An 18,154-nucleotide genomic window follows, 5' to 3' on the forward strand; every position below is an offset into this window, starting at 1 on the left:
GCTCCCGCTGCAGGCGGAGCCCGGCTCGCGCCGGTTCCGCGGGTCAGGGCCGACGAGGCGCTCCCTCGCTGTGACGCGGCTTCGGGAGGGCTTCCCGCAGGCGGTCGAGGAGCACCCGGGCCGCGGGGCTCGAAGGGCCGGTGGCCTGCCAGGCGAGCGCGAGGCGGCCGCGCATCTCGGGCTCGACGATCCGCAGGGTGCGAAGCCGCCCGGCGAGGGATGCGCCGTCCTCTCCGGCGGGCAGTACGGCGACGCCGAGGCCCCGCGCGGCGAGCCGCGCCGGGACGTCCGGTGCCGCCGCCTCGAAGGTGACCCGGGGCCGGAATCCCGCCTGCGCACATCCCCGTTCGAGCGCCGCGCGCACCCCGGTGCCGCGTGGCAGGCAGATCAGCGGCCGGTCACGCAGTTCGGCGAGCGGGACGGTCGTGCCGTCGACGCGTCCGAGCAGCGGATCGCCGGGCGCGACGACGGCGACCAGAGGGACGTCGATCACCATCTGGAAGGCCGCTCCCGGCGGCGGCTCCTCCACCGCCGTCCCGAGGAAGGCGATGTCGAGCTCGCCGGCGAGGAGCGCGGCCTGCATGCGCTCCGTGGTGTCCTCGGTGAGTGCCACCTCCACCGACGGATGGTCCGCGTGGAAGTCCGCGAGGAAGCCGGCGATGTCGAAGGCGTGTCCGGAGGCGCCGGACACCAGGCCCAGTGTGACCCGGCCGCGCAGCAGTCCCGTGTACGCGTCCACCGTCTGCCGCACGGCGTCCGCGGCGGCCAGCGCGGCGCGGGCGTAGGGCAGGACGGCCCGGCCGACCTCGGTCGGTGTCACCGAACGGCCGGAGCGGTCGAGCAGCGGCTGCCCCAACTCCTTCTCCAGCTGCCGGATCTGGGCGCTGAGACCGGGCTGGGCCAGATGCAGCCGGGCCGCGGCCCGGGTGAAACCGCCCTCCTCGACGACGGAGACGAAGTAGCGCAGCTGACGAAGCTCCATAAGTGTTGATTCTAGGTCGCAGCAGAACCATCTATTGGCGTTATCGCCCGGCGGGCCGCAGGGTTGGTCACATGGAGAGAGACACAGCCCGCAAGGGGAACAGCACCGAGGTCAGGGCCGCGATCGCGGCCGAACGCCGGGAGCTGGCGGACCTGTTCGACGGCCTGTCGACCGAGCGGTGGAACGAGCCGAGCCTGTGCGCGGGTTGGCGGGTCCGTGAGGTCGCGGCGCACATGTCGACGGGGTTCCGGCTCTCCCTGCCCGCGACGCTCGGCGCGTTGGTCAGGGCGCGCGGGAACCTCCACCGCATGACCGACCGGGTCGCCCGCAGGGACGCGGCCGCCCATTCCACCACCGCGCTCGCCGCGTTCCTGCGGGAGAACGCCGATCACCCGTGGACGCCACCCGTCGGCGGGTTCGCGGCGGCACTCGGCCACGACGTGGTGCACGGTCTGGACGTCACCGTCGCTCTCGGTCTCGACCGACGCGTCCCCGAGGACCGGCTGCGCATCCTGCTGGACGGGATTCGGCCCAGCGGTCTGAGGTTCTTCGGCGCCGATCTCGACGCGGTGCGGTTGTGCGCCGAGGACCTCGACTGGTCGTACGGCTCCGGCAGCCCCGTCTTCGGCAGCGCCCAGGACCTCCTGCTCGTGGCCTACGGCCGCAGGCTTCCGGCCGGCCGGCTCCGAGGGGAGCCGAGCGGCCGCTTCACCCGGTCCGCCGACGAGGCATGAGTCGGCGAGGCGCGATCCGAGCGAGGGCGGCGATCGGAGCGGGAGCGCGAGGGGGTCGGGAACGCGACGAGGTCGTGAGTGCGATCGGGTCGGGAGCGCCATCCGGGCGGCCGCGCTACATGCCGAAGCTCTTGGCCAGCCTGTGCAGGCCCTCTCTGATCTCGTCGGCCGAGTGCGTGGTGAACGAGAGTCGCATCGCGCCCGGGTCCGGCTCACCGCAGAAGAAAGGTGCCCCCGGTACGTACGCCACCTCGTGGCCGACGGCCGTCTTCAGAAGCCCCGTCGCGTCGTGACCTGCGGGCAGGCGCACCCAGATGAACATGCCGCCCTCCGGCCGGTTCCACCGGCTGCCCTCGGGGAGCGCGGCCGGCAGGCCTTCGAGCATGGCGTCCCTGCGCTCGTGGTACGCGGCCCGTATCACCGCGACGTGCGCGTCGAGATCGCTGTCGCGCAGATAACGCGCGGCGGCGGCCTGGTCGATGGTCGAGGTGTGCAGGTCGGCGGCCTGCTTGGCGATCACACAGGAGCGCCGGAGACCGGCGGGGGCGCGCAGGTAACCGAGCCGGAGGCCGGGGGCCATCACCTTGGAGAAGGAGCCGAGCAGCACGGTACGGTCGGCGGCCGCGGGGTCGGCGGCGATCCAGGGGACGCGCTCGCCCTCGTACCTCAGCTCGCCGTACGGATCGTCCTCGACGATCCAGAATCCGATCCGCGCGGCGGCCCCGGCGACGGCGGTACGGCGCTCGGCGGGGAGGGTGCGGCCCGTGGGGTTCTGGAAGGTGGGCACGAGATAGAGGAGGGTCGGCTTCTCGCGGACCGCGATCTCCTCCAGGGCCTCCGGGATGATGCCGTCGTCGTCGGTGGGTACGGGAACCACCCGCGCACCGGCGAAGCCGAAGGTCTGGAGGGCGGCGAGGTAGCAGGGGTCCTCGACGAGCACGACGGCGCCCGGCTCGACGAGCGCGGTGGTGAGGAGCGTGAGTGCCTGCTGCGAGCCCGTCGTGACGAGCAGGTCGTCGGGGCCGGTGGGGAGTCCGCGCGCGGCCAGCCGGGCCGCGACGGCGGTCCGCAGCTCCGGGTCGCCCTCGGTCGTCGAGTACTGGAGCGCGTGCTGCGGGTTCTCCGCGAGGACGCGGTCGTACGCCGCCCGTATGCCCGCGACGTCGAACAGCTCGGGGGCGGGCAGGCCGCCGGCGAAGGAGATCACCTCGGGCCGTGCGGTCAGCGCCAGGATCTCCCGTACCGGCGAGGCGCCGACGCCGGCCAGCCGGGAGGCGGTGGGCGGCGGGGGAGCGACGGAGGCGGCTTCGGGGGCGGCGGCGGAAGCGACGGCGGGTGCGGACTCGGCGGCGGAGAGCATGCTGTCAGCATAGAGAGGCCGCCCGGACTGTCCAGGTCGTCTGGACCGTACGAACTCCGGTCACCACATGACCAGTTGAGGACCGGAGAGGAGGACCCGCCGCCGGCTATCCCCGTCGCCCGACCGGTTCGTCGCGGCCCTCGGCCCACAGCGACCGTACGTGCCCGAGGTGACGTCGCATGCAGGCCTCGGCTCCGCGCGCGTCTCCGGCGATCATCAGGTCGAGGAGTTCGATGTGCTCCTCGGCGGAGGAGACGAGCTTGCCCGCCTCGTCCAGACCGGTCAGACCGTAGAGCCGGGAGCGCTTGCGCAGGTCCCCCACCGTCTCGACCAGCCGGTCGTTGCCGGAGAGCGCGAGCAGCGCGAGGTGGAAGCGGCGGTCCGCCTCCAGATAGCCGATGAGGTCGTGCTCCCGGGCACAGGAGACGATCTCCTCGGCGACCGGACGCAGCGCCTCCAGCTGCTCCCGGTCGGCCTTCCTCGTGATGCGCCCGATGGTGGGCACCTCGATGAGGGTGCGCAGTTCGGTGTACTGGTCGAGGTCCCGCTCGCTGACCTCGGTGATACGGAAACCCTTGTTGCGGACGGGTTCGACCAGGCCTTCCCGGGCCAGGTCGAGCATGGCCTCGCGGACCGGTGTCGCGGAGACACCGAGGTCGCTCGCGAGTCCGGGGGCCGAGTAGACCTGACCGGGGCGCAGCTCGCCGGCGATGAGGGCCGCGCGGAGGGCGTGCCCGACCTGGTCGCGGAGCCGCTCCTGGGCCCTGACGAGGCCGTACTGTTTCAGGTCACCCATCGCGCGTCCTCCGAGAAGTCAGGGGGGTGCATCGTACAATGTCACGTTTCTCCGGGGTCAGGACCGGCCGAAGAAGTACGTCGAGGAGGGGCGTCGGGGACGGGCGTCGCGGAAGTACGTCGAGGACGGGCGTCGCGGAAGCAGGAGGCGGAAGCACGGGGCGGGAGTACGTCGCGGAAGCGCGGCGGAGAGCCCCGCCGAGCACCCCCCTGAAGATCCGCTCCGGCCGACCCGGATGATCGAACGCATGCTCGCTCCGTCCGTTTCCGTGCTCGCCCTCGCCGTGGTGCTGGTCTGTGCCGTCGTCCGCCCGTTCCGCCTGCCCGAGGCGGTCTTCGCCGTACCCGCCGCCGGCGCCGTGCTCGCCGTGGGCGCGGTCACCCCCGAGGCCGTACGCGAGGAGGCGGAGCGTCTCGGTCCCGTGATCGGCTTCCTGGCGGCCGTCCTCGTCCTGGCCAAGCTCTGCGACGACGAGGGACTCTTCCAGGCCTGCGGAACCTGGATGGCCCGCTGGTCCCGCCGGCGTCCGCAGCGGCTGCTCGGCGCCGTCTTCGCCCTCGCCTCGCTGATCACCGCGGTCCTGAGCCTCGACGCGACGGTCGTCCTGCTCACCCCGGTGGTCTTCGCGACAGCCGGCCGGATGGGAGTCCGGCCCGGGCCCCACTCCTACGCGAGCGCCCATCTGTCCAACACGGCCTCGCTGCTCCTGCCGGTCTCGAACCTCACGAACCTGCTCGCGTTCACGGCCACCGGGCTCGGCTTCACCCGGTTCGCGCTGCTGATGCTGCTCCCCTGGCTCACCGCGATCGCCGTCGAGTACGGCGTCTTCCGCCGCTTCTTCGCGCGCGACCTGGCCGCCGCGGCCACCCCCACCGACCCGCCGGGCCGGGTGGCCGTCCCCCTCTTCGCCCTGCTGACCGTGGCCGGAACCCTGGGCGGTTTCGCCCTCGCCTCGGCGACCGGCGTGGACCCGGCGTGGGCGGCCGCGGCGGGCGCCACCGTGCTCGGGATACGGGCGCTGGCCCGCCGCAGCACCACTCCACGCGCACTCGTGGGCTCGGCGGCGCTGCCGTTCCTGGCGTTCGTCCTGGCGCTGGGGATCGTCGTGCGGGCCGTCGTCGAGAACGGGCTCGGCACCGCCCTCGCCCATGTCCTCCCCGACGGCTCCTCGCTGCCGGCCCTGCTCGGCTTCGCCGCCGTGGCCGCGATCCTGGCCAATCTCATCAACAACCTCCCGGCGACGCTCGCCCTGGTCCCGCTCGCGGCGTCCTCGGGACCCGGCGCGGTGCTCGCCGTCCTGCTGGGGGTGAACATCGGCCCCAACCTCACGTACGCCGGCTCCCTCGCCACCCTGCTCTGGCGCCGCATCGCCCACGAGCACGACCACCCCGTCGCCCTCGGCGAGTTCACCCGCCTCGGCCTCCTGACGGTCCCGGCCACCCTCTCCGCCTCGACGGTGGCGCTGTGGGCCTCGCTCCAGCTCCTCGGCGTCTGACGGTCCGCGGGAACTCCACGTCCCACCGCTGCGTTCTACAAGTCCGTAGAAGCAATCGACGTCTGGAGTGCTCATGGCCCTGTGGGACCGCATCAAGGAATCCGCATCGACGATGCAGACCCAGCTGGTGGCGAAGAAGAACGACCTGAAGAGCGGCGCGTTCCGGGACGCGAGCATGGCCATGTGCGCGCTGGTCGCCGCCGCCGACGGGACGATCGACCCCGCCGAGCGCCGCCGGGTCGCGCAGCTGATCTCGACCAACGAGGTGCTGCAGAACTTCGACGCGCTCGACCTTCAGCGCCGCTTCGACGACAACCTGAACAAGCTGACGGCCGACTTCGACTTCGGCAAGGTGAGCGTGCTCCAGGAGATCGCCAAGGCGAAGAAGAAGCCGGCCGAGGCGCGCGCCGTCATCCAGATCGGCATCGTCATCGGCGGCGCCGACGGCGACTTCGACAAGACGGAGCAGGCGGTGGTCCGCGAGGCCTGCTTCACCTTGGACCTGCCGCCGCACGAGTTCGACCTCTGACGGGGGCTCCCGCGGCTACATCGGCGAGGCGGCCCCGCGCAGCACCAGGTAGAGCGTGACCGCCGAGTTCGCCGAGGACAGGGCGGACACGGTCGCGCCGAAGGCGGCGCACCAGGCGGCGAGACCCACGGCCGTGCCGACCGGCGGCCACGCGCGGCCCGCCGGAGCCGGGCGCATCAGGGCCGCGACCCGTCGGGGCACCGGGCCGGCGTCCCCGCCCGTCAGGGCGGGGAGGGCTGCGGCGGGAGCACGGGGCGCGAGGAGGGCCGCCTTGCCGATCGCGCGGGCGACGGAGCGGCGGCTGCCGACCTCGGCGGCCGCCTCCTCGTCGGCCCAGCGCTCGGCGGTGTAGGAGACGGCGGTACGCAGTGGCAGCAGGAAGGGGTTGGCACGCGCCGCGAGATGGACCGTCAGGAGGTGGCGGTGGTGCCGCCCGGCCAGATGGGCCCGCTCGTGGGCGAAGAGCGCCCGCCGTTCGGCGGGGGCGAGGCCCGCGAGCATCCCGGTGCTCACCACGACACGGCCGCCCGTGCCGCTGCCCCCGCCCCGGTCCCTGCTCCTGCCCCTGCCCCTGCCCCGCACCTTGTGGCGGCCGGGCCCCCGGGCCCCGCCCCGTACCGGGCCGCCGGGCACGGCGTACGCGTACGGCGTGCGGTCCGGCAGCACCGCGACGGGCGTCGGTGGCAGCCCGGCCAGTGCCGCCTCGACCCGGCGCCGTACCCGCACCTGACGCCAGGCCGCCGCACCGCACGAGACGAGCACGGCGAGCAGCGCCGGGATGGCCGCGCGGCCGGCGATCTCGTCGTACGGGAGGGCGGCGCGCACGTCGGGGTCCGACCAGCTGTCGGGGAGGGGGTTGCCGGGGAGTTGGGCGGTGCCCACGATCATGAGCAGGCCGAGGCAGAGGGTGCTGCACACCGCGGAGACACCGGCGACGACGGCCAGCAGTCGCGTCGCGGTGCGGGGGTGGAGCCGCTGCTCGGCGAGGCGGGCGACCGGCCAGGCGGTGAGCGGAAGGACCAGGGGAAGGAAGACGAAGACTCCCATGACAGCTAGCCTTCCTCCTCCTCTGCGGCCTTGGAGAGCAGTTCACGAAGGAGTCGCTCTTCGTTCGGTGAGAGGCCGGTGACGAAACTGGCGAGGACCGCCTGCCGGTCCGCCTCCGCGTCCAGCACCTTCCGCATCCGCAGGGCGGCGAGCCCGGCCTCGTCTGCGACCGCCGTCCACCGGAAGGAGCGGCCGGCGCGCTCGCGCTCGACGGCGCCCTTCGTCCGGAGGCGGGTGAGGATGGTGATGACGGTGGTGTAGGCGAGACCGCCGCCGAGCCGCTCCCGTACCCATGCCACGGGCACGGGCTCGGACGCCTCGCGCAGCGCGGCGAGCACCTGGGACTCCAGTTCGCCCTGCCCGCGCCTGCGCGCGGAGGGCTCCGCGCCGCCCTCGCTCCGGTCCGCCACGACACCCTCCTCCACCTAGGACTCCTCCACCGAAGAACAGCAGCCCATCGTACTGAACGGCCGGGCCGCTCCCGGGAATCAATGGGTGCCGGCACCCATGTCCTACGCGCTCCTTACATGGAACAATTCAGGAATAGCGGAGGATCGCGGGGAATCACCGCGCGGAATCATCGCGGGGAGTCAAAGGGGGATCGGCGCGTGGAATGGTTTCTGGGATTCGGTATCGCGGGGCTGATCGTCCTGGTGCTCTCCCTCGTCCTCGACGGCGTCCTGGAAAGCATCGGCGGCGGCCTCGACGGATTCCTCTCGCTCCCCGTGATCGCCGGATTCGTGTCGGCGCTCGGATTCACCGGCGCGATCGCGATCAGCGCGGCCGGTGCCGGAGCGGTCGTCGCGACCCTCACGGGCATCGCCGCGGGCGCCCTGGTGGGCTGGGCGACCTGGTGGTTCAGCCGGGCGCTGCTCCGGGACGGCGACGCTCCGGCGCCGCGGGGCGAGGACCTGACGGGCACGTCGGGGGCGGTCGTCACGGCGATTCCGGCCGGGGGCTACGGCGAGGTGCTGCTGTATCTGGCGGGCCAGCCCGTGAAGTACGCGGCGAAGGCGGCCGCGCCGGTCGAGCGGGGCGCCGAGGTGTGGGTGGAGTCGGTGTCGTCGGCGACGTCGGTCACGGTCCGCGCAGTGGAGCGCTGACCTCGGCCGCTGCGCCGCCACCGGATCCGCTGCTCCTTTCCTTGAGTTCTCCCCCTCGTTCATCCCGTTCATCCCGTTCCTCTCATTCACTTCGACCGATCCGCTCGGTTTCGCTCACCTCATTCGAAGGATTTCCGCATGAGCCCTGTCCTGACCGCTGTCGTGGGAATAGTCGTCCTCGTCGTCCTGCTCGGCCTCGTCGTCGTCACGCGCTACAAGGTGGCGGGCCCCAGCGAGGCGTTCATCATCACCGGCCGGCGCGGCAAGAAGGCCACCGACCCGGCCACGGGGCGGGTGTTCACCGACAACAGCGGCCAGAAGGTCGTGGTCGGTGGCGGTGTGTTCGTCGTCCCGTTCGTCCAGCAGAAGTTCACGCTCGACCTGTCCAGCCGGCACATCCCGGTCGCGGTGCGCGGCGCGGTCACCCTGCGCGGTGTGAAGGCCAACCTCGAAGGCGTCGCGATCGTCAAGGTCGGCGGCACCGAGGACTCGATCCGCGCGGCCGCGCAGCGGTTCCTGATGCAGCAGGACGGCATCGTCGGATTCACCCAGGAGGTGCTGTCGGGCGCCCTGCGATCCATCGTGGGCCGGATGTCGGTCGAGGACATCATCCGCGACCGGGCCGCCTTCGCCGGTCAGGTCGCCGAGGAGGCGGAGGCCAGCCTCTCCGGCCAGGGCCTGGTCCTCGACGCCTTCCAGATCCAGGACATCACCACGGAGGGCTCGTACCTGGAGGACCTCGGCCGCCCCGAGGCCGCCCGCGCCAAGCAGGAGGCGGACATCGCCGAGGCGGTCGCGCGGCGCGCCGCCGAGCAGGCGAGGCTGAAGGCGGAGGAGGAGATCGCCGTCGCGCAGCGGACCCTCTACCTGAAGCAGGCCGAGATCAAGGCCCAGACGGACGAGGCCGCCGCCCAGGCGAACGCCGCCGGCCCGCTCGCGGAGGCCGCCCGCCAGCAGGACATCCTGACCGAGCAGGAGAAGGTCGCCGCGCGCCAGGCCGAGCTGACGGACCGCCAGCTCGACACCCAGGTCCGCAAGCCCGCCGACGCCGCCCGCTACCAGGCCGAGCAGGAGGCCGAGGCCCGCCGTATCGCCCTGGTCAAGGAGGCCGAGGCGGACGCCCAGCGCGCCAGGCTCACCGGTGAGGGCGAGAAGGCCCACCGGGCGGCCCTCGCCGACGCCGTACGCATCGAGGGCGAGGCCCAGGCCGCGGCGATCGCCGCGAAGGGCTCCGCCGAGGCCGAGGCCATGCAGAAGAAGGCCGACGCCTACGCCCGGTACGGGGACGCGGCCGTCCTCCAGATGCTCGTCGAGGTGTTGCCCCAGGTCGTGGCCAAGGCGTCCGAGCCGCTGTCGGCCGTCGAGAAGATGACGGTCATCTCCACGGACGGGGCGGGCCAGTTGTCCCGTACGGTCGCGGACAACGTCGCCCAGGGCATGGAGCTCCTGTCCTCCACGACCGGGGTGGACCTCGCGCAGCTGCTCCAGGGCATCACCCGGAAGCGGCCGGGGAACCAGCCGGTGGAGCGGACCGCGCCCCAGGGCGAATCGATCGAGATCGCGGGCTGAGCGGTCCGGGCGGACTCAGCCGCCGCAGCGGTCGCAGCGGTCGCAGCGGTCGCAGCCGAATGGTCCGGCCTCCGGCCGAGTCGGGCCTCCCGCGTTCACACCCGGTCGGAGGCGGACCCGGGCTCGGGTACACGCACGCGCTCGGGCTCGGGTCCCGTCTCCGGCTCCCGTACGGGCACACCCTCCGAGGCCGACGGCTTCCGTCGCCTCCCTCGGAGGAGGTACGCGGCGATCGGCTCCGTGTAACGGGCGGTCAGCGGCCCGATCACCACGAGGATCAGCACATACGCCGTGGCGAAGGGCCCGAGCTGGGGCTGCACCCCGGCGGTGACGGCGAGGCCCGCGATGACGATGGAGAACTCCCCGCGCGCCACCAGCGTGCCGCCCGCCCGCCAGCGCCCCTTGACCCCGATGCCGGCGCGGCGCGCGGCCCAGTGACCGGTGGCGATCTTGGTCAGCGCGGTGACGACGGCCAGGGCGAACGCCGGGAGGAGCACCGGCGGGATGCTGGCGGGGTCGGTGTGCAGCCCGAAGAACACGAAGAAGACCGCGGCGAAGAGATCGCGCAGGGGGCTCAGCAGGGCGTGGGCTCCGTCGGCGACCTCCCCGGAGAGGGCGATGCCGACGAGGAACGCGCCGACGGCCGCGGAGACCTGGAGCTGCTGGGCGACGCCGGCGACGAGCAGCGTCAGGCCGAGGACGACGAGCAGCAGTTTCTCCGGGTCGTCGCTGGACACGAACCGCGAGATCAGCCGTCCGTAGCGGACGGCGACGAACAGCACGGCGCCGGCCACCCCCAGCGCGATGGCGAGCGTGGCGCTGCCCGCCGCAAGCCCCACCCCGGCGAGCAGGGCCGTGATGATGGGCAGGTAGACGGCCATCGCGAGGTCTTCGAGGACCAGGATGCTGAGGATGACCGGTGTCTCGCGGTTGCCGAGGCGTCCGAGGTCCCCGAGGACCTTCGCGATGACGCCGGACGACGAGATCCAGGTGACGCCCGCCAGGACGACGGCGGCGACCGGTCCCCAGCCGAGGAGCAGCGCGGCGGCGGCGCCGGGCAGGGCGTTGAGGGCGAAGTCGACGAGCCCGGCCGGGTACTGGGTCTTGAGGTTGGAGACGAGGTCGCTCGCCGTGTACTCCAGGCCGAGCATCAGGAGCAGGAGGATCACCCCGATCTCGGCGCCGATGGCGACGAACTCCTCACTGGTGCCGAGCGGCAGCAGGCCGCCCTTGCCGAAGGCGAGCCCGGCGAGGAGGTAGAGGGGTATCGGGGAGAAGCTGAACCGGCCGGCGAGCCGCCCGAGCAGGCCGAGACCGAGGATGATGGCGCCGAATTCGATCAGGAAGACCGCGGAGTGCACGCCGCCCTCACTCCCGACCGAGGATCGCGGCGGCCGCGTCGACGCCCTCGCGGGTGCCGATGACGATGAGGGTGTCGCCGCCGGCGAACCGGAAGGCGGGCGTCGGGGACGGTACGGCCCCGGAGCGGCGCAGTACGGCGACGATGGAGGCGCCGGCGTCGGTGCGCATCCGCGTCTCGCCGAGCAGGCGCCCGTTCCAGTACGAGTGGGCGGACAGCTCGATGCGTTCGGCGACGAGCCCCAGGTCGGTGGTGTGCAGGACGTTGGGGTTGTGGTGCGCGGGAAGCAGCGCGTCGATCAGCGAGGCGGTCTCGGCCTCGGTGAGGTGGAGCGACTGCGCGCAGGCGTCGGGGTCGTCGCCCCGGTAGACGTTCACGGTCCGGGTTCCGTCGCGGTGCGCGATGACCGACAGCTGGCGGTGCTCCCGGGTGGTGAGGTCGTACTGCACGCCTATGCCGGGCAGGGGTGTCGTTCTCATCCGCGGAGCAGGCAAGGGCCCGTCCCTTCCATTGTCATGTCAAAGGGTGATCAGGTCGGTGGTCGGGAGCCATCGTGCCACCCGCCGGGAGGCCCGGAACATGGGTGTCGGCACGGATGGACAAGGCACGGGAAACTGGTCAGGATGAGGCGGGGACATGGATCCCGCCGCAGGTCAGAGGCTCGGAGCAGGCCAAGGGAGAGAGTGGCGAAAGTGTCGCTGTACTGGCGCATCTTCCTTCTCGACGCCTCGGTGCTGGTCGTCGCCGTACTGCTGCTGCTGGGCCCGGTCACCGTCTCCACACCCGTCCTCCTGGGTGAGGCGGTCGTGCTCGTGGCGGGCCTCGTCGTGATGCTCCTCGCGAACGCGTTCCTGCTGCGGCTCGGCCTGGCGCCGCTCCAGCGTCTGACCCGTGCGATGCGGACCGCGGACCTGCTGAGGCCGGGGCGGCGGGCGGCGGTGGCGGGGCGCGGTGAGCTCGCCGACCTGACGCGTACGTTCAACACGATGCTCGACCGGCTCGAGGCGGAGCGGGCCGTGAGCACCGCCCGGGTCCTCTCGGCGCAGGAGGAGGAGCGGCGGCGGATCGCGCAGGAGCTGCACGACGAGGTGGGGCAGACCCTCACGGCGGTGTTGCTCCAGCTGAAGCACGCCGCGAACCACGCTCCGGTGGAGCTGCGCACCGAACTCCACCAGGCGCAGGAGACGACCCGGACGAGCCTGGACGAGATCCGCCGCATCGCGCGCCGGCTGCGCCCCGGGGTGCTGGAGGAGCTGGGGCTGCACAGCGCGCTGAGATCGCTGGCCTCGGAGTTCTCGACGCCGGGCCTGACGGTACGGGCCCACATCGAGTCCGGCCTCCCGAAGCTCGACCACGCGACGGAGCTGGTGCTCTACCGCGTGGCGCAGGAGGGCCTCACCAACACGGCGCGGCACGCGGGCGCGGCCCGGGTGGATCTGCGTCTGCGCCGGCTCCCCCACGGCGGGGTCGGCCTCCTGGTCAAGGACGACGGCCGGGGAATCGGCCGGGCACCGGACGGCGCGGGCCTCAGCGGCATGCGGGAGCGGGCCCTGCTGATCGGCGCGGAGCTGACGATCCGCGAAGGCGGAGACGGCGGTACGGAAGTCCACTTGAGCACTCCGAGCGGTAAGGCGACGCCATGACGGCCCCCACACCTCCCCCGGCCCCGGCACCCCCGTCCCCCACCCGGATCCTCCTCGCGGACGACCACGCGCTGGTCCGCGGCGGAGTGCGCCTGATCCTGGACGCGGAGCCGGATCTGACGGTCGTCGCGGAGGCGGCGGACGGCGCGGAGGCGGTGGCCCTGGCCCGCTCCGAGGCCGTCGACCTGGCCGTCCTGGACATCTCGATGCCCCGCATGACCGGTCTTCAGGCGGCCCGCGAACTCAGCCGCCTCCAGCCGGAGCTGAGGATCCTGATCCTCACGATGTACGACAACGAGCAGTACTTCTTCGAGGCCCTGAAGGCCGGCGCGAGCGGCTACGTCCTGAAGTCGGTGGCGGACCGCGACCTGGTGGAGGCCTGCCGGGCGGCGGTCCGCGACGAGCCCTTCATCTACCCCGGCGCGGAGACGGCCCTGATCCGCACCTACCTCGACCGCGCCGAACAGGGCAGGCCCCTGCCGGACAAGGCCGTCACGGAGCGCGAGGAGGAGATCCTGAAGCTGGTCGCGGAGGGCCACAGCTCCAAGGAGATCGGCGACCTCCTCGTCATCAGCCCGAAGACGGTGGAACGCCACCGCGCCAACCTCCTCCAGAAGCTCGGCATGCGGGACCGCCTGGAGCTGACCCGGTACGCGATCCGGGTGGGCCTGATCGAGCCCTAGGTGCTCTGTCCCGGGAGGTCGTGGACGGGTGAGCCGGGTTTCGGCTCAGGGATCTTGGACGGGTGTGACCCGGATACGCCGGCACCCCGCCAGAACTTGATCTTGGCCTGCCGGGTGCCTGACGGCGTCGGGGATCGGGGAGCCCGAGATCTCAAGGGCGAGGCCGATCGTCATCGCCCTTGAGCTCTCGGGCTCCAGATCCCCCACCTCGTCACCCGCGATCAGCTCTGCGTCTCCTCGCGGCGTCCGACAGCGGCCGCATCGGGTACGACGAGCAGCTTGCCGGTGGTACGCCGAGCCTCCAGATCGCTGTGGGCCTGGGCGGCCTCGGACAACGCGTAGCGGCCCGTCACGGTGACCTCGAGCGCCTTGGAGCGCACCCACTCGAACACCTCGGCGGCCCGTCGGAGCAGTTCGGACCGATCGGCGATGAAGTCCCCGAGGCTGGGCCGGATCAGGGTCAGCGAACCACCGTGGGCGAGCCGAATCGGATCAAACGGCGGCACGGCACCACTTGCCGCGCCGAAGAGCACGAGATGGCCGCGGGTTCGCAGGCTGGCGAGGCTCGCGTCGAAGGTGGCCGCGCCGACGCCGTCGAAGACGGCCGGCAGTCCCTGACCGCCGTTGAGCCGCCTCACCTCGGCGGCGAGATCGTCGACCGCGGAGGAGAGGATCACCTCGGCGGCCCCGGCACGCTTCGCCAGCTCGGCCTTCGCCGTGGTCGACGTCGTGCCGATCACCCTGCCGCCGAGATGGGTGATGAGCTGGGTCAGAAGCAGCCCCATGCCGCCGGCAGCCGCATGCACGAGCACCGTGTCGCCCCCCTGAACCGGGTAGGCGTCCTTGACGAGATAGTGCGCGGTCATGCCCTGGAGGAGCACGGCGGCGGCTGTCTCGAAGCCGATGTCGTCGGGCAGCGGCACCAGCCGGGAGGAGTCCACGACGGCCCGCTCGGCATACGTGCCGGGAATCTCCACCCAACCGACCCGGTCCCCGACGGCGACGTCAGCGACGCCGGGTCCGACCTCGACGACCGTGCCGGCGCCCTCAGCGCCCGGGGTGAAGGGCAGCGGGAGACTGTACCGGCCTTCGCGGTGGTAGACGTCGAGGAAGTTGACGCCCGATGCGGCGACCTCCACGACCGCCTCGCCCGGACCCGGCCGCGGCTGGTCCACCTCGGCCTCCCGCAGCACCTCGGGACCGCCCACTTCGTACACCTGAATCGCTCGCATGACCCTCCGATAACGGCTCGTTCCCCACCCACACCGTTGATGGCGATCAACGGCTCATCCGCCACCAACCCCGTGGACGGCGATCCGATTCCCGGCCGGCGGACCAGCCCGCCGCCCCCGCCGAGAGCTGAGACGCCTGCTGTGCACCCGGGTCTGGGATACGACGTCTCCACCTGGCCGAGGGGCCCTCGTGCGGCACCGTCATGCACCCCCCCCGACGGAGACCGGTCGACTGCGTCTGGCCCGCTGTGTGTCCAGGACGGCCGGCCCCTGCGCCGGGCCGCCGCACGCTTCCAGGTCTCACCGACCACCGCCCGGCGATGGGTCGACCGCTACCGCGCCCTGGGCGAAGCGGCGGCTAGGGATTGGCGGTCGGGGTGAGGGCGGCGCGGTGCTGGTAGAGGAGGACCTGTGCCGGCTCCGGGGGTTCGTCGGCGGGGAAGAAGCGGGCCAGCTCGTGCCGGCCGCTGATGCGCAGCTTCCGGTACGAGTGGGTGAGATGGGACTCGACGTTCCGCAGGCTCACCTGGAGCAGCCGCGCGATGTCACGGTTGCTCAGGCCGCGCGCGGCGAGTTCGGAGACCTGCCGCTCCGTGGGGGTGAGCAGCGACTCCGTCGAGTCCTTGCGCGGGTCGGGGCGGCCGCCCGCGTCCCGCAGCTCCCGCTGCACCGCCTCCACCAGGCCGTCGGCGCCCAGGGAGATGCCGACCTCGTTGGCACGGTGGAGCAGTTCGCGGGACCGGCGGGGCGTGCCGCTCTGCCGGTGGGCGCGCCCCGCCGCGTACAGGGCGTGGGCGAACAGCAGGGGCGCCGGAGTGGGTTCGAGGAGCTCCACGGCCCGGTCCGCGAGCCGCAGGGCCTCCCGGCCCGAGGTCGCCGCCGACTCGGCGACCAGGGCCCGGCCCAGTGCGAAGGGGGCGCCCCAGCGCAGGGCGAGCGCGGTCTCCTCCTGGGCGGCACGGCGGGCCGCGGCCACGTTGCGCCGGGCCAGCTGGAGCCCGGCGCGGGTGGAACGCCAGGGCAGGATCGCCGGGTTGACGATTCCTCGCCGGGCCAGTTCCTCCTCGCAGTGGGCGAGCAGCACCAGACCGCGCCGCGCCTCGCCGAGCCGGCCGAGGGCCCGCCCTGCGCTGTGCAGCAGGTGCAGCCGCCACCAGGTGACCGGTCGGTCGCCGGGCAGCGGCGGGGCGTCGTCGAGGAGGGCCCCGGCCGCGGCGATGTCGTCCCGTTCCATGGCGACGTCGATGAGCACGCTGCGGGCGAGCGGCCCCACGTGGAAGCGGCCGGCGCGGATCCGGGTGAGCAGGTCGAGCGCCTCGCTCGCGTCGTCCTCGGCCCGGACCAGCTGCCCGCGGTGCAGCTGCACCAGTCCGCGTACGGCCAGCGCCTCGGCGATCCGGGTCGTGCTGCCGTCGGTGCGGGCGAGGCCGACCTCGGTGTCGATGTGCCGCCGGGCCTCCTCCACGTCACCGGACCACAGTTGGGCGAGCAGCGCCTGGTACCAGCGGGCGGAGCCGTACGGGGCGCGCGGGACGGACAGCAGGCGGTCGGCGATCCGCCGCGCCGCGGCCGCGGAGTCGCCGGCGGCCGTACGCAGGAGCAGGACCCGCAGCAGACGGTCCTCGTCGCCGGGGTGACGCCCGTGGTGTGGGGGGTGACCCGCGTCGCCGCGCGTACCGGCGTCGGGACCGCCTTCGCCATGACCGCCGTCGCCGTGGAGTCCGTCTCCATGACCTCCGTCGCCATGGGGTCCGTCTCCATGACCGTCGTCGCCGTGGAGTCCGTCTCCATGACCGCCGTCGCCATGGGGTCCGTAGCCGTGGTCTCGGTCGTCATGGCCCCCGGCCCCGTGGCCGCCGCTCTCGGGGCGGCCTCCGCCGTGGAACCGTACCTGCGCCATCGCCTCGCGCAGTCGTGCCGCGGCGGCCGGGTCGAGGGTGCCCGCCGTCTCCCGCCGGGCTTCCTCGAGAATCTCCAGCGCGCCCGCGGTGTCGTCGAGGCGCAGCCGGAGATCGGAGAGCCGGAGCGCGTGCCGGAACCTTTCGGCGGGTGCCGTGACGGTGGAGGTGTGCGCGGTCAGGGCGCGTGCCGCGGCGGGCAGGTCGAGGCCGCTGAGGGCCTGGATCCGGAGGGCTTCCGCCCGGTCCTCGTGGCCCTCGGGCACCCCGTGCAGGACGGCCTTCTCGACCAGCCGGCGGGCACCCGCCGGGTCGTGCTCGACCACGCCCTGGGCGACCTCCATGAGGAGTTGCGCCATCCAGGGTTCGTCCAGGCGGTGGGAGCGCAGCAGATGGGCGGCGACGTCCTCGTTCGGGTCGCCGCGGTGCCGCATCCTGCGGGCGGCGAGCCGGTGCAGTTCGGCCCGCTCGGCGCACGGGATGTCCTGGTAGAGCAGCCCCGCGAGGAGGGGGTGGCGGAACTTCATGTCATGGGGACAGAGCAGTCCGGATTCCGTGAGTCTGCTGATACATCGACACGCGTCCTCGGTGGGGAGGCCGCAGAGGTCCGCGAGGAGGGCGGCGTCCACCGGACCGCAGAGGATGCTCGCGGCGCGGGCGATCTCGAGGCCGTACGGGTCGATCCGCCGGAGCATGCACAGGATGCGCTCCTTGACGGCCTGGAGCCCCAGTCGCTCGTCCGCCGGGTCGCCCGGCGCCCGGCCGGCGCGCGCCTCGGCGGAGTCCCGACCGGAGCGCCCCGGAAGATCCGGAAGACCGGGCAGGCCGGGCAGGCCGGGGAGCCCCGGCGGCCCCCCGAGGTGGCCCGTGCCGGCGGGGACGAGGGGGCCTGAGCGGCCCGTCGGGCCCGTCCGTATCTGCTCGGTCAGCAGGTACGGGTTCCCGCCGGTCCCGGCGACCAGGGCGTCCACGGCCTCGTGACCGTGGCCGCACAGCGACGTGGCCAGATCGAGCGCCGCGCTCGGGCTGAGGTCGCTCAGATGGATGTGGCGGTCGGGGCGCAGCCCCTCCATGAACTCGACCAGAAGGTGCTGGTCGCTGGCCGGTTCGCCGCAGCGCTTGGTGGCCAGCAGGACGACCGGGAGGTTCTCCAGACGGCGGCTCAGAAAGCCCAGCCACAGCAGCGACGGGCAGTCGACGTGCTGGACGCTGTCGACGGTCAGCAGGATCGGGGTGCGCCGCGCGGCCCGGCCGACGCTCGCGCACAGCTCCGCGAGGAGCGGGTAGTCGGGCTCGGTCGGGCCGCCGTGCGGGGCGCCGTAGGCGGCGAAGGTGCGGTCCCAGCCGTCCGCGGTCTCCGGCAGCGTCCCGAGCAACTGGTGCACGACCCCGAGGGGGAAGCGCTGCTCGGCCGGGGAGGCGGTGGCGGAGAGGACGATCATGCCCCGGTCGCGGGCCGTCTCCTCGGCCCAGCGCAGCAGCGAGGTCTTGCCGGTGCCGATGATGCCCTCCACGAGGGCGACGGCGCCCGCACCCGCTCTCGCGGCGTCCAGTATCTCGGTGATGGTCTTCGATTCCTCGCTCCTGCCGAACAGCTCCTTGGGCACCGCCCCACACCTCCCTGCCGAACAGTGGAATGACTCGGACGAGGTCGCCACTTCGGCAGGGGGAGGCCTTGCGGAAAAGCTGTGGAGCCGGCGGCGTCAAGGCCCTTTTCAGGTCA

The 18,154-nt window shown here is 73.0% G+C and carries 16 protein-coding genes and 1 pseudogene; 8 read left to right on the forward strand and 9 right to left on the reverse strand.

Features of this window, described 5'->3' with window-relative positions; translation table 11 throughout:
- Nucleotides 1-43: 43 nt before the first annotated feature.
- Nucleotides 44-982 carry a LysR family transcriptional regulator gene (locus ACIP84_RS32775; protein WP_401802872.1) on the reverse strand — a complete coding sequence of 313 codons (939 nt, stop codon included), beginning with the start codon at nucleotides 980-982 and terminating at the stop codon, nucleotides 44-46.
- Between the two features lie 71 nt (nucleotides 983-1,053).
- Here ACIP84_RS32775 and ACIP84_RS32780 point away from each other — a divergent pair, with 71 nt between their 5' ends.
- Nucleotides 1,054-1,716 carry a maleylpyruvate isomerase family mycothiol-dependent enzyme gene (locus ACIP84_RS32780; RefSeq protein ID WP_401802874.1) on the forward strand — a complete coding sequence of 221 codons (663 nt, stop codon included), beginning with the start codon at nucleotides 1,054-1,056 and terminating at the stop codon, nucleotides 1,714-1,716.
- Between the two features lie 115 nt (nucleotides 1,717-1,831).
- Here ACIP84_RS32780 and ACIP84_RS32785 read toward each other — a convergent pair whose 3' ends face one another.
- Both ACIP84_RS32785 and ACIP84_RS32790 read right to left on the reverse strand, forming a co-directional pair.
- Entirely contained in the window at nucleotides 1,832-3,076 is a 1,245-nt protein-coding gene (locus tag ACIP84_RS32785) for a PLP-dependent aminotransferase family protein (RefSeq protein WP_401802877.1), read from the reverse strand.
- A gap of 106 nt (nucleotides 3,077-3,182) precedes the next feature.
- Complete coding sequence (locus tag ACIP84_RS32790) at nucleotides 3,183-3,872, reverse strand: GntR family transcriptional regulator (RefSeq protein WP_401802880.1); 690 nt, start codon at nucleotides 3,870-3,872, stop codon at nucleotides 3,183-3,185.
- Between the two features lie 247 nt (nucleotides 3,873-4,119).
- Between ACIP84_RS32790 and ACIP84_RS32795 the strand changes: the two genes are divergently transcribed.
- Together ACIP84_RS32795 and ACIP84_RS32800 are read left to right on the forward strand one after the other, a co-directional pair.
- The gene (locus ACIP84_RS32795; RefSeq protein WP_401802883.1) at nucleotides 4,120-5,367 is read left to right on the forward strand and encodes an SLC13 family permease; all 1,248 of its coding nucleotides are present in this window, start codon (nucleotides 4,120-4,122) and stop codon (nucleotides 5,365-5,367) included.
- A gap of 73 nt (nucleotides 5,368-5,440) precedes the next feature.
- On the forward strand, nucleotides 5,441-5,896 hold the full coding sequence (locus ACIP84_RS32800; RefSeq protein ID WP_030322780.1) for a tellurite resistance TerB family protein: 456 nt from the start codon (nucleotides 5,441-5,443) through the stop codon (nucleotides 5,894-5,896).
- 15 nt (nucleotides 5,897-5,911) lie between these two features.
- Here the strand turns inward: ACIP84_RS32800 and ACIP84_RS32805 are convergent, their stop codons facing one another.
- Both ACIP84_RS32805 and ACIP84_RS32810 read right to left on the reverse strand, forming a co-directional pair.
- A complete protein-coding gene (locus tag ACIP84_RS32805; protein ID WP_401802886.1) occupies nucleotides 5,912-6,943 on the reverse strand; it encodes a M48 family metalloprotease in 1,032 nt (343 codons plus the stop codon).
- Nucleotides 6,944-6,948: 5 nt separating this feature from the next.
- Nucleotides 6,949-7,353 (reverse strand): BlaI/MecI/CopY family transcriptional regulator, encoded by a 405-nt coding sequence (locus tag ACIP84_RS32810; RefSeq protein WP_401802888.1) that lies wholly within the window; start codon nucleotides 7,351-7,353, stop codon nucleotides 6,949-6,951.
- A gap of 198 nt (nucleotides 7,354-7,551) precedes the next feature.
- Between ACIP84_RS32810 and ACIP84_RS32815 the strand changes: the two genes are divergently transcribed.
- Nucleotides 7,552-8,046, forward strand: coding sequence for a hypothetical protein (locus ACIP84_RS32815; protein ID WP_401802890.1), 495 nt, complete (start codon nucleotides 7,552-7,554; stop codon nucleotides 8,044-8,046).
- A gap of 138 nt (nucleotides 8,047-8,184) precedes the next feature.
- Nucleotides 8,185-9,615, forward strand: coding sequence for a flotillin family protein (locus tag ACIP84_RS32820; RefSeq protein ID WP_401802892.1), 1,431 nt, complete (start codon nucleotides 8,185-8,187; stop codon nucleotides 9,613-9,615).
- A 95-nt stretch (nucleotides 9,616-9,710) separates the two neighbouring features.
- On the opposite strand, the gene ACIP84_RS32825 is transcribed toward ACIP84_RS32820, so the two are convergent.
- Both ACIP84_RS32825 and ACIP84_RS32830 read right to left on the reverse strand, forming a co-directional pair.
- Entirely contained in the window at nucleotides 9,711-10,976 is a 1,266-nt protein-coding gene (locus tag ACIP84_RS32825; RefSeq protein WP_401802895.1) for a cation:proton antiporter, read from the reverse strand.
- Between the two features lie 7 nt (nucleotides 10,977-10,983).
- Complete coding sequence (locus tag ACIP84_RS32830; protein ID WP_355965151.1) at nucleotides 10,984-11,454, reverse strand: TrkA C-terminal domain-containing protein; 471 nt, start codon at nucleotides 11,452-11,454, stop codon at nucleotides 10,984-10,986.
- A 213-nt stretch (nucleotides 11,455-11,667) separates the two neighbouring features.
- On the opposite strand from ACIP84_RS32830, the gene ACIP84_RS32835 reads away from it, so the two are divergent.
- Nucleotides 11,668-12,618 carry a HAMP domain-containing sensor histidine kinase gene (locus tag ACIP84_RS32835; protein ID WP_401802897.1) on the forward strand — a complete coding sequence of 317 codons (951 nt, stop codon included), beginning with the start codon at nucleotides 11,668-11,670 and terminating at the stop codon, nucleotides 12,616-12,618.
- A complete protein-coding gene (locus tag ACIP84_RS32840; RefSeq protein ID WP_401802900.1) occupies nucleotides 12,615-13,301 on the forward strand; it encodes a response regulator in 687 nt (228 codons plus the stop codon). Before ACIP84_RS32835 ends, ACIP84_RS32840 begins: the two co-directional genes overlap by 4 nt.
- A 221-nt stretch (nucleotides 13,302-13,522) precedes the next feature.
- On the opposite strand, the gene ACIP84_RS32845 is transcribed toward ACIP84_RS32840, so the two are convergent.
- Nucleotides 13,523-14,533 carry a quinone oxidoreductase family protein gene (locus ACIP84_RS32845; RefSeq protein ID WP_401802902.1) on the reverse strand — a complete coding sequence of 337 codons (1,011 nt, stop codon included), beginning with the start codon at nucleotides 14,531-14,533 and terminating at the stop codon, nucleotides 13,523-13,525.
- A gap of 190 nt (nucleotides 14,534-14,723) precedes the next feature.
- Here ACIP84_RS32845 and ACIP84_RS32850 point away from each other — a divergent pair.
- Nucleotides 14,724-14,899, forward strand: a pseudogene (locus tag ACIP84_RS32850) (helix-turn-helix domain-containing protein); the annotation flags it as partial.
- On the opposite strand, the gene ACIP84_RS32855 reads toward ACIP84_RS32850, so the two are convergent.
- The gene (locus ACIP84_RS32855; protein WP_401802903.1) at nucleotides 14,892-18,038 is read right to left on the reverse strand and encodes a BREX system ATP-binding domain-containing protein; all 3,147 of its coding nucleotides are present in this window, start codon (nucleotides 18,036-18,038) and stop codon (nucleotides 14,892-14,894) included. The pseudogene ACIP84_RS32850 and the gene ACIP84_RS32855 overlap by 8 nt on opposite strands.
- Between the last annotated feature and the right edge of the window lie 116 nt (nucleotides 18,039-18,154).

It is taken from the genome of Streptomyces sp. NPDC088707 (genome assembly GCF_044752725.1).
Classification (GTDB): domain Bacteria; phylum Actinomycetota; class Actinomycetes; order Streptomycetales; family Streptomycetaceae; genus Streptomyces.